Genomic DNA, 18,915 nt, shown 5'->3' with positions numbered 1-18,915 from the left:
TTATAGACAATCTGCCTTATAAAATCAATTCATCAATCTTCAGAACCAACTGTGCAATCTCCGGCTTGCTGATCTGGGCATCCGCACCCACAACACTTCCCTTATGGCGGAGCTCGTTCGTGATCAACGAAGAAAAGATGATCACCGGAAGCTTTGACAGGACCGGATGCTCCTTTATCCTCTTTGTCAAATGGTGGCCATCCATCTGGGGCATTTCAATATCGGTAATCACAAGCTGGACTGCCCCGGGTAACTCCTGTGGGTTCGCTGTCAAATGCTCAAGATAAGTGATTGCATCCTGCCCATTCTCGAAAAACTCCAGATTCTCGAATCCTGCTTCACTCAATGTGTCATGAAGCATTTTTCTTAACATCGCAGAATCTTCTGCAATCACGATTTTTTTCGAAGAACGTTCTCGAGGCCCCAGCTTTTTGACATCACTGATTTTCACCCCAGAATCAGGATTGATCTCAAGAAGAATCTTTTCAAAATCCAGGAACAGAACCATCTCTCCTGCCAGTTTGATCACTCCGATCACCTGGCTCTCCTGACCCTGATACAAATCGGATGGTTTCTCGATCTGAGTCCATGAAATACGATGGATCTGCGAAACGGTATGCACATGGAATACCGTCTTTTGCCGATTGAATTCCGCAACTATGAATTTATCCATTTGAGGATTGGCTGACTGCGTCAGTCCTAAAGCAGACGCCACATTGATAACAGGAAGCACCTCACCCCTCAGTTCCATAATTCCCTCCACAAATGGATGCGACTGAGGAATCTCCACGACCGGGACCGGATTGAGGATTTCTTTCACTTTCATAACATTTATGGCAAATTTATTCTGGCCGATCCCGAACTCGACAATTTCCAGTTCATTCGTGCCCGATTCTAATAAAATACTGCTATCATTCATCATGCTCTTCCTTCTCTATAAAAAATATGGGTACTATATACCTATTATCGGCAGATCGGATAATACCCTTTAGCAAATGGCCCTGTTAAAATTTTATTGATGATTACACATTATTAAGGGGAACCCATTATTTATGGATTCCCCTTTAGCAATCAATACGTAAAACAACTGTCGAATATGAACTTACATTATTTATTACAATATATCTTTGAAGTGAAAGTTTTTTTAGTTACCATGCCAATGATAAATTATTTGCACAACGCCAGAGGAAAATGTTCTTGTATTAACCATTTTTAAATTAACCCTCTGTTTTAAATCAATAAACAACGGTTTTCCTTCTCCCAAAGCAACAGGGTGAATAGATAATCTAAATTCATCAACAAGCCCAAGATTAATAAAAGTTGTAATGAGACTTGCTCCGCCATAGAGCCAGATGTCTTTACCAGACTCTTTCTTCAATTTATTTACTTCTACAAGGATATTATCATTTATAAGTATCGCTTGATTATCAATCGTATTCTGTGTTCTGGAAAAAACATATTTCTTTTTACGATGAACCAATTCCCAAATTTCCTTTTCGGTATCTGTGTCTTCATTTTTCGGAATATATTGTCCCCATAAATCGTAGCTTTTCCTACCATATAAAATAGTATCAATTTGATTTAGGAAGTCAGTAAACCCCATATCAGGGTCCATGATGCACCAATCAACCTCTCCATTTTTCCCTTCAATAAAACCATCTAAAGTAACTGCTAAATCTAAAATTATTCTTCTTTGTTTTAAGGTATTTGACATAACTATTCTTCCTTTTATTATTCCGATTTTGATTCTTCTGTTCTGTTGAATAAGGTTTAGACTATTTTAAGTTGAAAAATATTAAAAGCAAACCAAAAATGGTTTGCCTATGAAAATCAGTTTGCGATTGTCCTTCCTAACACAGCATCTACTTGTTTTTGATGATGAAGATCGTGCCAGATAAAGTCCGCAAAATATGTACCAGTCGTCATTTGATGATCAGAAATCTTGAATGACACGGCAAGAGCGTCTTGATTCATGCGTTCAAGCATTTCATGGAACTCTTGACGGACCTCAAGGAGCTCATCAAGGATTTGGTCCTTAGTTGCGTTATTTTCAGCATAATCACGTGCCATATCATTGATTTCCTGAAAATCAGGGAATGATGGCAGAACAGCGTCTTCTTTAAAAAACGGAAATCGTTTTTCCAATGAAAATTTATCCCAGAATAGCAGGTGGGATACTACTGCTGCTACCGCCCACTTTCCCTCTCCTAGCGGCATATTCCATTCACTGTCATCAAGATTCCTTAATGATTGGATCCAGATATCGAACTCTGTATAATGTTTTTTGATTTGTTCCAAGTCCAAGTGGAACACCCCTTTCCATTTCTACCTAAATTAATATTCGCTGCTTCTTTCATTAACCCTTTTTCCTTGCAGATGAATTTACAACTTCCCACTTTAACATGGTAAAATAGGAATGATCATTGGAGGGATGTCATAAGTGGAGCATTTAATTAATAATCGGGTAAAAAACATAGAGATATCAGGCATCAGGAAGTTTTTCAACATGGTTGCCCACGTGGAGGATATGATTTCTTTGACCATCGGACAGCCTGACTTCAAAACGCCTGAACATGTTAAAGAAGCAGGCAAGCAAGCCATAGAGTCAAATATCACTACATATACACATAATGCTGGTCTGATTCAGCTAAGAGAGGCCGCAGCGGATTTTTACAAAAAGAAATACCATGTCGATTATTCAGCTGACCATGAAACAATCATCACCGTAGGAGCAAGTGAGGCGATTGATATCACCTTCCGGACCATCCTGGATGAAGGCTGTGAGGTGATCCTTCCCGGCCCTGTCTATCCAGGATACGAGCCGATCATCAAGCTTTGCGGTGCCACTCCAATCTATGCGGATATCAGGAATACAGGATTCCGGATGACAGCCGAACTGATTGAGAGCCTGATTACCGAAAAAACAAGGTGCATCGTCCTCCCATACCCATCAAATCCTACCGGGGTCAGTCTGAATGAGAGCGAGCTCCTGGAAATTGCACAACTCCTGATGGACAAGGATATTTTTGTGCTGGCTGATGAAATTTACAGTGAACTGGTTTACGAGCAGAAGCATGTATCTATTGCCCAATTCCTGAGGGAAAAGACGATTGTCATTAACGGGCTTTCCAAATCCCACTCGATGACAGGCTGGCGGATAGGGATGCTTTTTGCGCCTGAATATCTGGCAAAACATATTCTGAAAGTACATCAATACAATGTGACTTGTGCAACTTCGATTTCACAAATGGCTGCATTGGAGGCTTTGACGGCGGGGATTGATGACGCATTGCCAATGAAAGAGGAGTATGCCATTAGGCGTGATTATGTATTCAAAAGGCTCCAGTCAATGGAACTTGATGTCATCAAGCCTGAAGGAGCGTTCTACTTTTTCATTAAAATTCCGGCAACCGATATTTCTTCATTTGATTTTTGTATGGATTTAGTCAAAGAAGCAAAGCTGGCTGTTGTTCCCGGAAGTGCATTCTCCGAATTTGGAGAGGGGTATTTCCGCCTTTCCTATGCATATTCAATGGACACGCTTAAAGAAGGATTAGACCGTCTGGAGAGATATTTACGCCAATAACTTGAAAGCCGTTCCTCAATCAGCAGGAACGGCTTTTTATTACCCCTTATATTTTCCGTTATTTTTAGGAGCTTTCTCTTTTTTTGCTTTATCCTTATGGATTTTATTTGTCGCAGCACTGCCAATTTCATGTGAGAACTCAGAATCAATGACAGCAGAGTCAAAACCTTTTTTGTTTTTTTGCTGCGGATCATTCTTTTTTGTCCTTTTAGCCATAGAAATCCCCTCCTTTAGGTTTTAGTATCTTTACCTGGGGAGGGGTCTATGACTAGCAAATATTATGATTGTTTCCAGTACTTATATAACGCCTGTGTGCCGCTGTTTTCTTCGCCTTTTTCCGCGAGCTGCTCATACAATGAAAGAGCCATCGAGAGGCCAGGCACTTCCATGTCCATCCGCTTCGCTTCATCGAGGGCAATTTTCATATCCTTGATGAAATGCTTGATGAAGAAACCAGGCTCGAAATTGCCTGCAATCATCCTTGGTGCCAGGTTTGACAGTGACCAGCTGCCTGCAGCACCGGTCGAAATGCTTTTCAATACGGTCTCAGGATCAAGGCCGGCCTTTTCGGCGTAGATGATTGCCTCACAAACACCGATCATATTCGAAGCGATCGCAATCTGGTTGGCCATCTTAGTGTGCTGACCCGCACCAGGCTCTCCCTGATGAACTATATTCGTACCAAGTATATTAAGCAATGGTTCCACTTCCAGGAAAGCCTCATCATCGCTGCCGACCATAATCGCTAGCCTGGCTTCCCGGGCACCGACATCTCCGCCGGAAACAGGAGCATCAATAGCATGGATTCCTTTTTCTTTTGCTTTTTCATAAATCTTCTTTGCCAGGGATGGGGTCGATGTGGTCATATCAATCAGATAACTGCCCGGTTTCGCATTGGCAATGAGTCCATCCTCGCCCAAATAAACCTCTTCCACATCTGATGGGTAACCGACAATTGTAAAAACAACATCTGCTTTTCGGGCAACCTCACGTGGTGACTCTGACCAGACCGCCCCTTTTTCCAGCAATTCAGCTGCCTTTTCTTTTGTCCTAGTATAAACCGTAAGCTGATAGCCTGCTTCAAGCAGATGGCCTGCCATGCTTTTCCCCATCACACCAGTTCCGATAAATCCAATTACCGTATCTTCTTTGGATAGCATATGTACTCCTTCTTCCCCTTTTTAATTTTAAATATATTCTAACATTAGAATCAAAAAAGGCCGAGAAATTAATCCCGGCCTCCAGAGCGATCTACCATTTTTATGCGCACCCTTATGTTACCCCTTCCTTGGTCTTTTCAAACATAAAGATTCATTAAATTTATATAGTGGTTCTCGAGTTGACCTTGTGTGCCTAAAGTTTCTATACTGTGGTTATGACGACTTTCCGAGGTGTGAATATGTTTTATAAAGAGATTTATGTGTACGACAATAATAAACCTGTCAAGGCAACGTTTAGAAATTATAGGAAAGATGACTTCGACCAGTTAGTCCGCGTCCAGCAGGAAGCCTTCCCCCCGCCTTTTCCGGAGGATCTCTGGTGGAATGAAGATCAGCTGACAAATCATATTAGCTTGTTCCCGGAAGGTGCAATTTGTGTTGAAGTCGATGGCAGGATTGCAGGCTCCATCACCGGCCTGATTGTTGATTTGAAAAATGGGGATGAAGATCATTCTTGGGCTGATATCACAGATAATGGCTATATCCGGAATCACGACCCAAATGGCAATACACTATACATAGTCGATATTTGCATCAGCCCGGCCTATCGGAAATTGGGACTTGGAAAATGGATGATGCAATGCATGTATGAAACAGTGGTTCATTTAGGATTGGATCGGCTTTTGGGTGGCGGCAGGATGCCGGGTTATCACCTTTATGCTGCACACATGTCGATTGACCAGTATATTGAAAAAGTACTTGCTGGTGAATTGAAGGACCCCGTCGTTTCCTTTTTGCTCCGCTGCGGACGTACCCCGGTAAAACCGGTGGCTAATTATCTGGAAGATGAAGAATCATTGAATTATGGAATGCTGATGGAGTGGAAAAACCCATTTAAAGCTTAGATGTATTCCTGCTGTTTTTGTACGGTCATTAAGTCACCGTTATCAGGACTTTATTAAACTGTTCAATGTGACTGCTTTTGACAGCTATGATGCTCTTCCTTATGAACTTGTCTGAAGTTGCTCTCACTTCGGACAGCTTTTCTGCTTTTTCCTTCAATCCTGTCCGAAGTTGACCCTTCTTCGGACAGCTTTTCTGCTTCTTCCTTCAAACCTGTCTGAAGTGGCTCCTTCTTCGGACAGCTTTTCTGCTTTTTCCTTCAAACCTGTCCGAAGATGCTCTCTCTTCGGACAACTTTTCTGCTTTTTTCTTCAAACCTGTCCGAAGTTGATCCTGCTTCGGACAGCTTTTCTGCTTTTTCCTTCAAACCTGTCTGAAGATGCTCTCTCTTCGGACAACTTTTCTGCTTTTTTCTTCAAACCTGTCCGAAGTTGATCCTGCTTCGGACAGCTTTTCTGCTTTTTCCTTCAAACCTGTCTGAAGTGGCTCTAGCTTTCGGAAGTTTTAACGCATGACTTTCCACATTTAATTTTTTTGCACAAAAAAATGCCGGCTGATTAACAGCCGGCCAAATCTGGGGGAAAATGAGAATGATTAGCTTACTTTCAGTCTAACCAAAGTGCTTACTCATCTATACCCGCCTGATATAGGTTAAAACATTTTTTATATTACAAATATATTACAAAGCGACTGCTTTGTTTACTGCTTCGACCACTTCTTCTGTTGTGCTCATGTTCAAAACATCAGAAGCGAGCTTTTCCATATCGGCTTTGTTCAGATTTCTGATCAAAGAGCGTGCCTTCAGGATTGATGAAGCGCTCATGGAGAACTCGTCAAGACCTAGACCAAGCAGGATTGGAATCGCAGTTTCGTCTCCGGCCATTTCGCCGCACATGCCAGCCCATTTTCCTTCTTTATGCGCTGCATCAATGACCATTTTTACCAAACGAAGGATAGACGGATTATACGGTTGGTATAAGTATGATACCTGCTGGTTCATCCTGTCCGCGGCCATCGTATATTGAATAAGGTCATTTGTTCCGATACTGAAGAAGTCGACTTCCTTTGCGAACTGGTCTGCAAGAACTGCAGTTGAAGGGATTTCGACCATGATTCCAAGTTCGATGTGGTCGGCAACCTTGATGCCTTCCTCTACAAGCTTAGCTTTCTCTTCTTCCAGCATCGCTTTTGCTTCCCTGAACTCATTAAGAGTAGCGATCATCGGGAACATAATCTTCAGGTTGCCATAAACGCTGGCACGCAATAGAGCGCGTAACTGTGTACGGAAAATATCAACTTCCTCCAGGCAAAGACGGATCGCCCTGAAACCAAGGAAAGGATTCATTTCTTTTGGCAAGTCAAGGTATGGAAGCTCTTTATCGCCGCCGATATCCAATGTGCGGACAACGACTGGTTTGCCTTCCATGCCTTCAAGAACAGCTTTGTATGCTGTAAACTGTTCTTCTTCGGTAGGAAGCTGGTCCCTGTCCATATAGAGGAATTCCGTACGGTATAGTCCTACTGCTTCACCGCCATTTTCAACAACACCTTTTAAATCTTTCGGTGTCCCAATGTTCGCGGCAAGTTCTACATGGTGGCCATCTGCTGTTACTGATTTTTCATTAACAAGCTTTGCCCATTCTGCTTTTTGCTTCTCAAAGTCTTCCTGAATCTTTTTATATGCATCCAGCACTTCAGGAGTCGGATTGAAATGAACTTCACCTTTCAATCCATCCACAACAACGAGATCGCCGTTATTGATTTCTTCCGTAGCTGCCTTCGTGCCCACAACGGCAGGAATCTCCATGGAACGAGCCATGATGGCAGAATGTGAGGTACGGCCGCCGATATTGGTTGTGAAGCCTTTTACAAACTGGCGGTTTAGCTGAGCAGTATCGGATGGAGTCAAATCCTCCGCAACAATGACCACTTCTTCGGCAATCATGCTTGGATTAGGAATCTGGATCCCCAACAGATGTGCAAGCACACGCTTTGTTACATCGCGGATATCAGCCGCACGTTCTTTCATGTATTCATTGTCCATTGATTCGAACATGCCAATGAACATATCAGCCGTTTCTTTCAATGCGTGTTCTGCATTGACATTTTCAGTTGTGATTTTATCTTCGATGGGTGAAATCAGTTCTGGATCACTTAGTACTAGAAGGTGTGCATCAAAAATCGCTGCTTTATCTGCACCTAAAGCCGTTCCCGCATGATCACGGATTTTTTCAAGCTCAGCTTTGGCTGTCTGAAGCGCTGTCTGGAATCGTGCAACCTCTTCAGCAGGGGCTTCTACCGATTTTTTCTCAAAAGAAAAATCAGGCTCGACAAGCTTATAGGCTTTTGCGATGGCAATGCCATTTGAAGCAGCAATACCCTGGAGAAAGCCCATTATTCAGCTAAACCTTCTCTTTTAAGAGTTTCTTCCAGCGTATTAAGAGCATCTTGCTCGTCGCTTCCTTCAGCGATGATCGCGATGTCTGCACCCTGGCCGATTCCTAATGACATTACACCCATGATTGATTTAAGGTTAACCTTTTTTTCTTTATATTCTAAGTGGATTTCAGAATCGAACTTACTTGCAGCCTGAACAAGCATTGTAGCAGGGCGAGCATGGATTCCTGTTTCAGCAACAACCTTGAATTGTTTTTGTACCATACTAGATCAATCTCCTTTAAAATAAATGTTTAAGATGACCATACATGATGCCTTCCAAACTAAATGGTTCAATTCAGCGAAAGGTCAAAATCTGGCCTGGCCAAAATGATATTTGTATTTTACCCATTTGTGTTGTTCTTTCACACCATATATTGTTTCCAATCATTTCCTCAGAAATATGGATTGGCATCCCACACAAAAGAATAGCATTTCACCCCAGTATAGACAATGAAAAAACCTTGTTTTTTAAAGGTTTTGCGCATTTTTTTTAGTAAAACGTTTTCATTTTAACGAAATTGTGACAAATGATTTTAATTTCGTTTTAAAACATTTTTCAAGGTGCCTTTCAACCCTGTTTTATTTTCTTCTTTGTAAAGTTTTTCTAGTGAAACGAACTGTTTCTTGATGGACTTGATATCCTCTTTGAACCATCCTTCTAAAGATTCTTCGTGTTCATCACCATATCTGACTTTTTCATATGTCTGGATGGTCCTTGCATCGTATTGAATGCCCAGTCTGTCGAACCATTCATTGATTGCTTCAAAATTAAGTCTCCCCAGTTCTTTTTTATGTGCGAATTTTTCCAGTTGAAAAATCTCTTTCCTTATTTGATTGGCGGGCACTATTGTCCGCTTTCTTGAAAGCATGTTGTTCAGTGAAGAATCATTGAACGGAGCACTTGTTACAAACCCCGCCTGGATTTCATTCGGTCCTTGTTCTTTTTTAAACAAACCGGACTTTTTATAAATAAAGTAAAAAGCGATCATGACTAACAACACAAAAAGAATGGGTCCCCAGAAATTCGGGTCAAAGCCAAGCACGGCATTCTCAAAAGAAGGGTCGTTCTCCACGTTCGGCTTTCTGTTTGGAATGACTTTACTTGCCCTTTCCTGTATAACAGGAGAGGCAATCCAGGAGAAAAGTGGATATAACAGCATGGAAAGTATCCACCCAATTGCCTGCAGGACAAAAAAGAATATTTCCTTTAATAGATTTCTTCCAAAGGTCAGTGCCGTGACCATGAGCAGTATACCACCCAGCAGTCTGGAATAGGTGACAGCGAACTTATTTTTCGCAGCCGTTTCAATATCCAGCCACTTTAGCAAAAATTGTCCCAATAAGATAAACAGCAACTGAAAAATCAGAATGATCGCGATCTGCATTAAATAGCTCCCGCCATAAAAATATCCAAGCGGGGAAACGAACACTCCTATGAGGAAGGTGACGACAAGCCAAACACTTTCTGAATGACTTGTAGAATCCTCATGAAATTTCAGGATCCTCCAAAAGACCAATACACCCATGATCCCTGTATACAATAGATCCAGGCCGCTTACATTTCCAAAGAGAACAATCACCGGCAAAATGACCAGTACATACAATGGCTTAGCGAAATTTGGCCTTTGCTCCAACAGAATCGCAAAAACCAGCGAAGCTGCTGCCGCTATGGCCATTGCTGCAGTAAATGGCATTTGCTGTGAGGACAACAAATGCATAATCACCATAATCAGGCTGGCAAAGGTCCATTCGATATAAAAGCGAAAAAAGACATGCAAGACACGAAGATTCATTTGCCCGCCACATCCTTTAACATGGTTTTCAGTGGTTCAAGGTATGCAGCTTCGTTATGCTGCTGCAGTTCGAAAAGCTGCACCCCTCCCCTTGACCACTCTTGCATATAGCCATCCGTCCTTGGTGTCCGAACACCCGCATACACCATTACCGGTGCCAGCGGCAAATGCCTTTTATAGAAGAAAAGCATTTGTTCATGCGGAATGGTGGGCGAATGAAAATCGGCAATCGCCAATAAATCCAGGAGTTTTTGCAGATGATCTTTTCCTGAACCTAATGGAAGATAGGTAAAGGGTGTCGCCCCGGCAGACCGTATGTTCATGCAAAGGGAGAATGGGATATTGTTACGATGAAAAAAATAACCCATTTCGGCAGCGCTGCTCATTAAAAATTCAAGCTTACTGGTTACTGAATATCCATCAGAGACGTTAATCAACAAAACAGCACCAGCCTCATTGATTCTTTCAAATTCCTTTGTCTGCAATGTCATTCTCCGTGCGCTTGCTTTCCAGTTAATTCTGTTGAAGCTGTCGGTCGGCAGATAATCCCTTGTTCCAACCGGTCCCATATTGTCTTCAAAAACTGAGAAAATAGATGGACTGTTTCCAGGCTTGACCGATTTGTGACGATCAATATTGTTTACCGTTAGCGGTCTTGGATAGACAAGTGTCTCCATATTGATCACATCTGTAAACTCAAGAATCGTATCGCCGAAGCCAAAAAAATGCGGAATATGGAGCTCCAGCTTCCGGATTTTCGATAGTCCCCGCTTTTCAGCAAGAAAAGGGATATGAATATTGATTTTTTCTTTTCGTCCTATCGAAAACGGCATGCTGACATCTACTCTTGATTGATGGATATGATATTCAGCTGAAGCTGGGACAACTGCACTGTCAAAATAGATAGAGATATTCCCATTCATGATGGGCAGGCCCTGATTGAAGAACTGAAGGTTCCACTCTCCCCTGTCTTCAATGAAAAAGCGATTGCGATTCCGGTTATTTTCAAAAAACAGCCCTTCTCCTATATGTTTTAAATAATAGGAATTGGCGAATGCCAGAAAAATGATGAGAAGGCCAGCCCCGAAAATCAGCCATGAATTTATGTAAAAGCTTGCAATCATCAATAAAATACCGAGAAAAGCCAGAATGGATAAAAAGCGATCCTCAATCACGGTTTTTTTCCATTGCATGGCATCAAACCTCAGCTTCTACCGGAAGCGGGATAGATTCCAGCAAATCCGCGACTACTTTTTCCGGGGTCATCGTCAGTGAGGCCTCTGCAGACAGGTAAATTCTGTGAGCGAGGACGAATGGCGCCATTTCCTTCACATCATTTGGGACCACATAGCTTCGTCCCTTAACGAGCGCCCTGCCTTGGGCTGCTTTTACTAAAGCAAGCGTTCCCCGGGGACTGATGCCCAATTCGATGGAGGCATGATTCCTTGTTTCTCTTGTTATTTTTAACAGATACTCTTCTACCACATCTGCCAGCTTAACCTTCCTTAGTTCCTGCTTTAGAAAGAGGATATCCTCCTCTTTAAAGACAGCATTGATTCCTGCCGCTTCCGTTCCAAACCTGTGCTTTTTGATCATTTCTTTTTCTTCATTGATTTCCGGATACCCAAGCGAAAGTTTAATGAAGAAACGGTCCATCTGCGCGACTGGCAGCTGGAAGGTACCCTGCTGTGATTCAACCGGGTTTTGTGTTGCAATGACAAGAAAAGGAGTGTTCAGCGGAATCGTATGGCCATCGATTGTCACCTGATGTTCTTCCATTGCTTCCAGCAGACTTGACTGGGTTCTGGGTGTAGCACGATTTATTTCATCCGCTAAAAGGATATTGGTAACCACAGGACCTGGTTTCAATTCAAACTCCTGGAGCTTCGGATTGAAGAACTGGATGCCTGTTATGTCACTTGGCAAAACGTCAGGTGTAAATTGGACCCTTGAAAACTTACCCGTTATGACGTTTGCGAATGTTTTCGCCAGAAGGGTTTTTCCTGTTCCCGGCACACTTTCCATTAGGATATGGCCATCATTCAACAGGGATATGACCATCATTTCGACTTCCCGGTCCCGTCCAACTACAACTTTCCTTAGTTCCTCCTTCATCTGTTCAAGCTTGTCTTTTAATTCCATCCGCCATCCCCCTATATTCTTTATATAGTTCTAAAAAAAATTTTAACATCAGCTGATATTTATGTGTGAATTTTCAACCAATTAAAGATATAAAAAGGACACTGGTTTAGTGTCCTTTCACATTTATTTTGATGTTGCCTGACCTTCTCCTTGAAAAATATTTAACAGCCGATCAAGTTCCTGGCTTACTGATATGGTCTGCACGCTGAGAAAACCGGTTTCTTTGGCCGAAGAAATCATTTCTTTTCGTTTATGTTCGATTTCTTCTTTTATTTTATTGCGGCACATAGTTTCCATCTGCGATCACCTCATCAGTCTATGTTAATATTTTACTACTATTCCACTAATAGGTATAGTACAATTTTCCCCTTAACATAGGTTATCAGGTCAGCTCCTTGCTTCATCCACATATTGATAAATGACATCGCCGCCTCTTTGGGCAATACCCCTGAAATGTTTAAAATCTTCCCGCTTCACGATCACTTCACGGAAAATCATAAAATCCTGCTTTGCAACAAAGATTTCTTCTACCTCTCGATTTTTCAGATTTTCGAGCATTCTTTCAGCTTGTTCCTTGTCCATATTTTCACATCCTTTATCATTAATAGTGTGGCTCTGTTAAACAAGGCTGTTGATTTTCGTTCCAGGCGCTTCGCTTTCCGCTGGAAGAATAATGAAAAAGCCCTACTGCCGGCTTTTTCAAAAGGCAATTCTTCCTGGCTGGCGCTGAGCCTCCTCGTCGCTTTGCTCCTGCGGGGTCTCCCCTGACCAGCTGTGCCCGCAGGACATTGAGAAGCTTCCTAGAGTTTGCCCACGCACGATGGAAATGCGTTAGCATTTTCGGAGGAGTCTACGCGCCTTCCACTACAATCAACAGGATTTAGAAAACATCATTTAGCTTTAACAGAGCCAATAAGTTAAAACCATTTTATCTCCTAATGGACAATTTGCAAATTTCTATCTTGCAGAGACAAGTTTCTAAACTTATTTAAATGGGAAAAAACCTTTTAAACAATATAAATTTCCTCTGGATGAATATGTTATCTTTCTATATAATAAATACTATAAATTGAATTTTCTAACTTTTAAATTTGAAAATTTCGTGAACATTTAAAATTTATAACAGATTTTCCTTTACGCTTTGAAATATTTAAGGCAAAATGTTAGTAATTCGAAATATAACGAAGGAGCGAGGTTATTTGAAGAAAGCCGAAGTTGGAAATGTAATCGAATTCAAAGAAGGATTACAAGGAGTTGTGGAGAAGGTCAATGAGAATTCTGTAATTGTTGATTTAACATATATGAACAATTTCAGGGATCTGGAACTGGACCAGCGCACAGTAATCAATCATAAAAACTATAAAATTGTTAAAGAAACAGCCTATTAATATATGTTATGCAAGAAGTAAAAAGCAGCCTTGGCTGCTTTTTCTTCTTTGGTAAACACCCCAGCTGCGGAGCTTCGTATTGGCTGCTTCATACTTGTTCAAAATTTGTTCTATTCCTTTGTTTCTTTGCCAGCTAATTCCTTGTACGATTTCACTTTCCCATGAGGATGCTGATCCTGTTTACGGACTGTCCAATTACGCTCCTTCTCGCGTTTCGATTGAGACATGCTCTTCCCTCCCCTCGTTTTTGTTCTGTCTTAACATTCCCCATCTTGCAGAAATCTTTTCCTTACAACTTTAATGAATTATTTGGTACAATAAATTTTGTTTCTGGAAAGGGGTTTATCGAGAATGAAAAAATGGATGGCGGATCCCAGATTAATTTTGGGCATTTTGATCGCGCATCTTCTTATGTTTTTTACCTTCGAGGATAAAAACGTTTTCTGGTATATATTCACAGCTTCAATGCTTGTTCTTATAAGCTTTTCTATCATCCATGAAGAAATCGAGGACAATGCATCGACACTCTCTTATTTAACGTTAGGGATTATTTCAGGAGCAGGTTTATTTGGTCTCTTCTGGTTCGGAAGCTTATTGATCGAATTAATCAACCTGCCTTTTTCCGGGCAAATCAGCTCCCTGTACAGCAGATTCTCTCCTGAATTACTCTGGCATTATATCGTCCTTGTCTTGATCATCGCTCCTGGTGAGGAAATTTTTTGGCGGGGATTCATTCAAGAGCGACTGAGTCAATACTTTGGAATGAAAATGACAATCGGCTTATCTGTGCTTTTATATGCTTCTGTCCATTTTTATTCCGGGCAAGCTATTCTGATTCTGGCTGCAGTGATCGCCGGCCTGGCATGGAGCATTTTATATGCCTGGAAAAGGAGCATGCCGCTTGTGATTGTTTCCCATATTGTCTTTGATTTATTATTATTTGTTTTTCTTCCCCTCAGGTAGCATTGAAAATAATGAATCCTGAAAAATGACCCACGCTGGCTCGTGGGTCATTTTCATTATTGTCGGAAGAGACTTGTCCATGTTATTTTGATAAAGGGTTGTAACATTCTTTATCTTTTTCCGTCTAAAATTGTAGAAAACAGCAAATGAAATAACAGGGGGCATTTTGTCATGAACAAATTAGTAAAACCAATCGCGCTTATGGGCTTATCGGCAATTATCATCTCTGGCTGCGGATCCGTTGAAGATTCTGATAAAACAGTGAAGAAAACACCTGAATCACAGCAGGCATCTGCGCCGGAAGCTTCGAATGAAGATCAGCAAGCGGCGGAACAGGAAAAGAACAATGAAGAAGGTCTGATCCGGATCATGGAACAAAACCTTGATTATACATTGAACGGAGAACAGAAACAGGAAACCGCTTTTCTAAAGTATAATGATAACCAAAATTACTCAATGTATGTCCTGCCTGATTATGAATTGACTGCGGAAGAACCAAACAAAGATGTTCTGATGTTGACTGAGGATGACAGTATCTTTATGAGGATAGAATTGCTTCCAGCAGATGCAGAATGGGCAATGGTTGAAGAAAATGCAAAAGCACAGCTGGCTGCAGTCGGGCCTGAGGTAAAAGAAACTGAAATTCCTGAAGACCCATTTTTCAGCAATGCCTGGGGTATGGAAACAAAAAACGGAGCGGACAATGTCACCACTTACCTCATTAAAAATGAAGAGCAGCCTTTGAAGCTTACTCTATTCACAAAAGAAGGTTCTGACCACCGTGATGCCTTCATCCAAATGGCAAAGACAATCATGAAAGAAGAGAAATAGAACAAAAAGCGTAAGCGCCTCGTTCAGCATTGACAAGCGCTGGAGGACCTGACAGTAAAGTCGTTCTTTGACTTCATTGACAGGGCTGAAGCATCTCGAGGGGCTAGGCCCTTGAGCTGGATTAAGATAATCACAGAAGGTATCCACACCTAATAAATTTTATACTTTCCTATAAAACGCAAGAAAAAGAAGGGGCGCCCCCTTCTTTTTTTATGATCATTTTTTAAAATTGACTGGCTTCATCCACAGTAAAACAATGAACACTAAGCTGATGTAGCCGAATACCGGATACAGGAACGAAAGTAGTGTTCCATAATCAATCAAGCTGATGAAATAACAGATCAGGAAAAGGAAAGAGACGATGAGCATGCTTGGCATTTTGATATGTTTTTGAATTTGCCTTTCCAGACCGTAGATATTACCGATGACGGATGTGAAAATTTCTCCATAAACAATAAAGACAAAAATCCAATAAAGGCCGGCCGCCAGCTGTTTCATGATAACAGCCATCGGAATTTCGAATGTATCAAATCCAGGGAGCATAATCAAAGTCAAGTGACTCGATAGCAAAATCAATGTTAGTGCAACCCCGCCAAGAATGCCCCCCCACTTAACTGTTTGATCGTCCTTCATCTCTGCGGCGACAGGTACAAGCACGGCCTGGGCCAGAGACAGGTTCAGTGCCGTGTAGGAAAACGGGCCGATTACGGCTTTCCAGCCATCTTCAGCATATGGAATAAATACAACCTGTTCAAAGAATCCAGGCAATTTAACTGACAGGGAAAATAGGATCAGGCTGAACAAAATCATCATCGGAACCACAAAAGTATTAACGGCAAAAACACCTTTTAGGCCGACAACCATGACGGCAAGTGACAAGGCAATCGTAATAATGATTCCGAGTGATTTCGTCAATCCCAGCTGTTCCTCAAAAACGGCTCCGGCTCCCGAAAGCATAACAGCGCAAACACCAAGAAGCATGAACAGCATCAATATATTAATGATCCTCCCAAAAAACACTCCAAATAAATGCACATTCATTTCTTCATATGATCGGGCGCCAATGGCCGCTGCAATGCGCATCAATTTAGCACCCATATATGTAAGAATGTATCCAGCCATGAACACTCCAATCAGTCCAAATATGCCAAAACGGGAAAAGAATTCAACGATTTCCCTCCCGGTCGCAAAACCAGCCCCCACCACAGTGCCGACATAAACAGCAGCGATCTGAAAGGCAGCACCCCAATTCGTTTTCAAAGCGTTCCCCTCCCTCTGTTTCAATATATGTATGGAAAGACAAACCATGACGAGCTTTTTATAAAGCTTGTTTCATAAACCTCGTTGCTTTCCTATCCAAAGTTAAAGGCTACGCCTCACGTTTTGAATTACTAATAATTCCCATATGCAAACACCTTGAAAGTCAAAGTTGGTCAAAGTACAATATAGTTAAGTTGATCAAAGATAGTCAAAGTCAAAACATCTTTGATTAAATAAAAAATATAGAAACTTTTGAAGGAGGAATTTAAATGCTTTGCCAAAATTGCCAGGAAAAACATGCGAATATTCAATTGAAGGTAAGCTTAAATGGTAACCAGAAGCATTTAATGCTCTGTGAAGACTGCTACCAAAAAGAGAGAGAAAAATTAGGTGCTTCATTTGGCAGCCCAATGTCCGGGTTTAACGGATTTGGAGGTTCGCCGTTTAATGATATGTTCAAACAATTCTCTGGGAATATGAATCAGGAACCTCACAATACATCTGCTTCTGCAACTAAAACAGCCGGCGGCGGGAAGGGCTATATCGACCAATTTGGCAGGAACCTGACACAAATCGCCAAGACAGGTTTGATTGATCCGGTTATTGGCCGGGACGAAGAAGTTAAACGTGTGATTGAAATCTTAAATAGAAGAAATAAAAACAACCCTGTGCTCATCGGTGAACCCGGTGTAGGCAAAACAGCGATTGCTGAAGGTCTTGCCTTGAAGATTGTCGAGGGTGATGTGCCAGAGAAGCTGAAGAATAAAGAAGTCTATCTTTTAGACGTCGCTTCCATGGTATCGAACACCGGAATCCGTGGGCAATTCGAGGAAAGAATGAAGCAATTGATTTCTGAATTGCAGGCACGCAAAAACATCATTCTTTTCATTGATGAAATCCACCAGCTTTTAGGTGCAGGGTCTGCTGAGGGTTCCATGGATGCAGGCAATATCCTCAAGCCAGCACTTGCCCGCGGCGAACTTCAGGTAGTCGGTGCGACAACCCTGAAGGAATACCGCAAAATTGAAAAAGATGCAGCTTTAGAAAGACGATTCCAGCCTGTCCATGTACTGGAACCAACTGTGGACGAGGCCATTGAGATCCTGGAAGGAATCCAGTCCAAGTATGAGGATTTCCATCAGGTGACTTTTGCGGATGAAGCCGTCAAGGCGTGTGTCCAGCTTTCACACCGCTATATCCAGGATCGTTTCCTTCCAGACAAAGCGATTGATCTAATGGATGAAGCTGGCTCTAAGCTAAACCTGGTGTCTGACTATACAAATAAAAATGATGCTGAAAGCCGCCTTGCTGAAATTGCGAAAGAAAAGGAAGAAGCATTGAAGCAGGAAGACTATGAAACTGCTGCCAAGCTCCGTGATGAAGAAGCGAAGCTTGAGAAAGCAATAAATGAAAATGGCAATGCTGAACGACCTGTTGTAACAGTCAAGCATATCCAGGAAATCATCGAGAAGAAAACTGGCATTCCTGTCGGCAAGCTTCAGGAAGACGAACAGGAAAAGATGAAGAATCTTGTTGCCAACCTGAATGGCAAAGTCATTGGACAGGATGATGCCGTGCAGAAAGTAGCCAAGGCAATCCGCCGCAGCCGTGCAGGTCTGAAATCAAAGAATCGTCCAATCGGCTCGTTCCTGTTCGTCGGCCCTACTGGTGTTGGTAAGACAGAGCTGACCAAGACTTTGGCTGAGGAACTCTTTGGTTCAAAGGATGCAATGGTGCGTCTCGACATGAGTGAGTATATGGAGAAGCACAGTGTTTCCAAGCTGATTGGTTCGCCTCCAGGGTATGTAGGCCATGATGAAGCTGGCCAGCTGACTGAAAAAGTCCGCCGCAACCCATACAGCATCATTTTGCTGGACGAGATTGAAAAAGCTCATCCAGATGTTCAGCATATGTTCTTGCAAATTCTTGAAGATGGACGCCTGACTGACAGCCAGGGCCGCACAGTAAGCTTTAAGGACACAGTCATCATTATGACAAGCAACGCAGGTGTCGGACATAAAACCATCAAGGTAGGATTTGGCCAGAACACTGCTGTCAATGAATCTAGCATTCTTGATTCACTGGGAGGATTTTTCAAACCAGAATTCCTGAACCGTTTCGACAGCATCATAGAGTTCAAGTCTCTTGAGAAGGAACACCTTCTTCAGATTGTGGACTTGATGCTTGCAGAACTGAAAGAAACACTTGAAGAGCAGAACATCAACCTTGAAGTGACAATGGAAGTGAAGACTAAGTTGGCTGAGCTTGGATACCACCCAGCATTCGGTGCCCGCCCGCTGCGTCGTTCCATCCAGGAACAACTGGAGGATTCCATTGCCGACTTTATTCTTGAAGCACCGGAAGCAAACCAGTTGGAAGCAGTCATTGAAAATGACAAAATTACCATCAAACAAAAATAATCTTTATTTGATACCCGGAGTTATGAAACT

General features: G+C 42.0%; 20 protein-coding genes. 6 read left to right on the top strand and 14 right to left on the bottom strand.

Going from position 1 to position 18,915, the window contains the following annotated elements; translation table 11 throughout:
* Positions 1-16 precede the first annotated feature (16 nt).
* The 3 genes from J7E38_RS05145 to J7E38_RS05135 all read right to left on the bottom strand — a co-directional run bounded on the left by J7E38_RS05145 (position 17) and on the right by J7E38_RS05135 (position 2,304).
* A complete protein-coding gene (locus J7E38_RS05145) occupies positions 17-922 on the bottom strand; it encodes a chemotaxis protein (RefSeq protein ID WP_214709798.1) in 906 nt (301 codons plus the stop codon).
* A gap of 222 nt (positions 923-1,144) precedes the next feature.
* Positions 1,145-1,714, bottom strand: a complete 570-nt coding sequence (locus J7E38_RS05140; RefSeq protein WP_214709800.1) for a dihydrofolate reductase family protein — start codon at positions 1,712-1,714, stop codon at positions 1,145-1,147.
* A 116-nt stretch (positions 1,715-1,830) separates the two neighbouring features.
* Positions 1,831-2,304, bottom strand: coding sequence for a DinB family protein (locus tag J7E38_RS05135; RefSeq protein WP_214709802.1), 474 nt, complete (start codon positions 2,302-2,304; stop codon positions 1,831-1,833).
* 136 nt (positions 2,305-2,440) lie between these two features.
* Between J7E38_RS05135 and J7E38_RS05130 the strand changes: the two genes are divergently transcribed.
* Positions 2,441-3,586, top strand: coding sequence for an aminotransferase A (locus J7E38_RS05130; protein WP_214709804.1), 1,146 nt, complete (start codon positions 2,441-2,443; stop codon positions 3,584-3,586).
* 39 nt (positions 3,587-3,625) lie between these two features.
* Here the strand turns inward: J7E38_RS05130 and J7E38_RS05125 are convergent, their stop codons facing one another.
* Both J7E38_RS05125 and J7E38_RS05120 read right to left on the bottom strand, forming a co-directional pair.
* The gene (locus J7E38_RS05125) at positions 3,626-3,802 is read right to left on the bottom strand and encodes a hypothetical protein (protein ID WP_167831916.1); all 177 of its coding nucleotides are present in this window, start codon (positions 3,800-3,802) and stop codon (positions 3,626-3,628) included.
* A gap of 62 nt (positions 3,803-3,864) precedes the next feature.
* On the bottom strand, positions 3,865-4,746 hold the full coding sequence (locus J7E38_RS05120; protein ID WP_214709806.1) for an NAD(P)-dependent oxidoreductase: 882 nt from the start codon (positions 4,744-4,746) through the stop codon (positions 3,865-3,867).
* Between the two features lie 239 nt (positions 4,747-4,985).
* Here J7E38_RS05120 and J7E38_RS05115 point away from each other — a divergent pair, with 239 nt between their 5' ends.
* The gene (locus J7E38_RS05115; RefSeq protein WP_214709808.1) at positions 4,986-5,651 is read left to right on the top strand and encodes a GNAT family N-acetyltransferase; all 666 of its coding nucleotides are present in this window, start codon (positions 4,986-4,988) and stop codon (positions 5,649-5,651) included.
* Positions 5,652-6,328: 677 nt separating this feature from the next.
* Here J7E38_RS05115 and ptsP read toward each other — a convergent pair.
* The 7 genes from ptsP to J7E38_RS05080 form a co-directional block, all read right to left on the bottom strand.
* Entirely contained in the window at positions 6,329-8,044 is a 1,716-nt protein-coding gene (ptsP, locus tag J7E38_RS05110) for a phosphoenolpyruvate--protein phosphotransferase (protein ID WP_214709810.1), read from the bottom strand.
* Positions 8,044-8,310 carry a phosphocarrier protein HPr gene (locus tag J7E38_RS05105; RefSeq protein WP_144474695.1) on the bottom strand — a complete coding sequence of 89 codons (267 nt, stop codon included), beginning with the start codon at positions 8,308-8,310 and terminating at the stop codon, positions 8,044-8,046. Before J7E38_RS05105 ends, ptsP begins: the two co-directional genes overlap by 1 nt.
* A gap of 311 nt (positions 8,311-8,621) precedes the next feature.
* Complete coding sequence (locus J7E38_RS05100) at positions 8,622-9,881, bottom strand: hypothetical protein (protein WP_214709812.1); 1,260 nt, start codon at positions 9,879-9,881, stop codon at positions 8,622-8,624.
* Entirely contained in the window at positions 9,878-11,074 is a 1,197-nt protein-coding gene (locus tag J7E38_RS05095) for a DUF58 domain-containing protein (protein WP_214709814.1), read from the bottom strand. The genes J7E38_RS05100 and J7E38_RS05095 overlap by 4 nt, the downstream gene beginning before the upstream one ends.
* Before the next feature lie 4 nt (positions 11,075-11,078).
* Complete coding sequence (locus J7E38_RS05090) at positions 11,079-12,023, bottom strand: AAA family ATPase (protein ID WP_214709816.1); 945 nt, start codon at positions 12,021-12,023, stop codon at positions 11,079-11,081.
* A gap of 123 nt (positions 12,024-12,146) precedes the next feature.
* Positions 12,147-12,320: an aspartyl-phosphate phosphatase Spo0E family protein gene (locus J7E38_RS05085; RefSeq protein ID WP_251030204.1), complete on the bottom strand. Its 174-nt coding sequence runs from the start codon at positions 12,318-12,320 to the stop codon at positions 12,147-12,149.
* Between the two features lie 90 nt (positions 12,321-12,410).
* Positions 12,411-12,605: a hypothetical protein gene (locus J7E38_RS05080; protein WP_214709818.1), complete on the bottom strand. Its 195-nt coding sequence runs from the start codon at positions 12,603-12,605 to the stop codon at positions 12,411-12,413.
* 617 nt (positions 12,606-13,222) lie between these two features.
* Between J7E38_RS05080 and J7E38_RS05075 the strand changes: the two genes are divergently transcribed.
* Positions 13,223-13,411 (top strand): YkvS family protein, encoded by a 189-nt coding sequence (locus J7E38_RS05075; protein WP_023615106.1) that lies wholly within the window; start codon positions 13,223-13,225, stop codon positions 13,409-13,411.
* A 110-nt stretch (positions 13,412-13,521) separates the two neighbouring features.
* Here the strand turns inward: J7E38_RS05075 and J7E38_RS23835 are convergent, their stop codons facing one another.
* Positions 13,522-13,638 (bottom strand): DUF6254 family protein, encoded by a 117-nt coding sequence (locus tag J7E38_RS23835; protein ID WP_222125050.1) that lies wholly within the window; start codon positions 13,636-13,638, stop codon positions 13,522-13,524.
* Between the two features lie 124 nt (positions 13,639-13,762).
* Here J7E38_RS23835 and J7E38_RS05070 point away from each other — a divergent pair, with 124 nt between their 5' ends.
* Entirely contained in the window at positions 13,763-14,374 is a 612-nt protein-coding gene (locus tag J7E38_RS05070; protein WP_214709820.1) for a CPBP family intramembrane glutamic endopeptidase, read from the top strand.
* A 171-nt stretch (positions 14,375-14,545) separates the two neighbouring features.
* A complete protein-coding gene (locus tag J7E38_RS05065; protein WP_214709822.1) occupies positions 14,546-15,205 on the top strand; it encodes a hypothetical protein in 660 nt (219 codons plus the stop codon).
* Positions 15,206-15,421: 216 nt separating this feature from the next.
* Here the strand turns inward: J7E38_RS05065 and J7E38_RS05060 are convergent, their stop codons facing one another.
* Complete coding sequence (locus J7E38_RS05060) at positions 15,422-16,465, bottom strand: YkvI family membrane protein (protein WP_214709824.1); 1,044 nt, start codon at positions 16,463-16,465, stop codon at positions 15,422-15,424.
* 269 nt (positions 16,466-16,734) lie between these two features.
* On the opposite strand from J7E38_RS05060, the gene J7E38_RS05055 reads away from it, so the two are divergent.
* The gene (locus J7E38_RS05055) at positions 16,735-18,885 is read left to right on the top strand and encodes an ATP-dependent Clp protease ATP-binding subunit (protein WP_214709826.1); all 2,151 of its coding nucleotides are present in this window, start codon (positions 16,735-16,737) and stop codon (positions 18,883-18,885) included.
* Positions 18,886-18,915 lie beyond the last annotated feature (30 nt).

Source organism: Bacillus sp. ISL-35, from assembly GCF_018613355.1.
GTDB lineage: Bacteria > Bacillota > Bacilli > Bacillales > Cytobacillaceae > Mesobacillus.
Note: the sequence above shows the minus strand (reverse complement) of the source record. Positions and strands in the feature narration are given on the sequence as shown.

Excerpts from the sequence above, each read along its gene's own strand:
- J7E38_RS05140 (WP_214709800.1), bottom strand. The coding sequence starts at position 1,714 with ATGTCAAATACCTTAAAACAAAGAAGAATAATTTTAGATTTAGCAGTT.
- J7E38_RS05145 (WP_214709798.1), bottom strand. The coding sequence starts at position 922 with ATGATGAATGATAGCAGTATTTTATTAGAATCGGGCACGAATGAACTG.
- J7E38_RS23835 (WP_222125050.1), bottom strand. The coding sequence starts at position 13,638 with ATGTCTCAATCGAAACGCGAGAAGGAGCGTAATTGGACAGTCCGTAAA.
- J7E38_RS05120 (WP_214709806.1), bottom strand. The coding sequence starts at position 4,746 with ATGCTATCCAAAGAAGATACGGTAATTGGATTTATCGGAACTGGTGTG.
- J7E38_RS05095 (WP_214709814.1), bottom strand. The coding sequence starts at position 11,074 with ATGCAATGGAAAAAAACCGTGATTGAGGATCGCTTTTTATCCATTCTG.
- J7E38_RS05090 (WP_214709816.1), bottom strand. The coding sequence starts at position 12,023 with ATGGAATTAAAAGACAAGCTTGAACAGATGAAGGAGGAACTAAGGAAA.
- J7E38_RS05100 (WP_214709812.1), bottom strand. The coding sequence starts at position 9,881 with ATGAATCTTCGTGTCTTGCATGTCTTTTTTCGCTTTTATATCGAATGG.
- J7E38_RS05065 (WP_214709822.1), top strand. The coding sequence starts at position 14,546 with ATGAACAAATTAGTAAAACCAATCGCGCTTATGGGCTTATCGGCAATT.
- J7E38_RS05115 (WP_214709808.1), top strand. The coding sequence starts at position 4,986 with ATGTTTTATAAAGAGATTTATGTGTACGACAATAATAAACCTGTCAAG.
- J7E38_RS05105 (WP_144474695.1), bottom strand. The coding sequence starts at position 8,310 with ATGGTACAAAAACAATTCAAGGTTGTTGCTGAAACAGGAATCCATGCT.
- J7E38_RS05080 (WP_214709818.1), bottom strand. The coding sequence starts at position 12,605 with ATGGACAAGGAACAAGCTGAAAGAATGCTCGAAAATCTGAAAAATCGA.
- J7E38_RS05055 (WP_214709826.1), top strand. The coding sequence starts at position 16,735 with ATGCTTTGCCAAAATTGCCAGGAAAAACATGCGAATATTCAATTGAAG.
- J7E38_RS05085 (WP_251030204.1), bottom strand. The coding sequence starts at position 12,320 with ATGGAAACTATGTGCCGCAATAAAATAAAAGAAGAAATCGAACATAAA.
- J7E38_RS05125 (WP_167831916.1), bottom strand. The coding sequence starts at position 3,802 with ATGGCTAAAAGGACAAAAAAGAATGATCCGCAGCAAAAAAACAAAAAA.
- ptsP (WP_214709810.1), bottom strand. The coding sequence starts at position 8,044 with ATGGGCTTTCTCCAGGGTATTGCTGCTTCAAATGGCATTGCCATCGCA.
- J7E38_RS05070 (WP_214709820.1), top strand. The coding sequence starts at position 13,763 with ATGAAAAAATGGATGGCGGATCCCAGATTAATTTTGGGCATTTTGATC.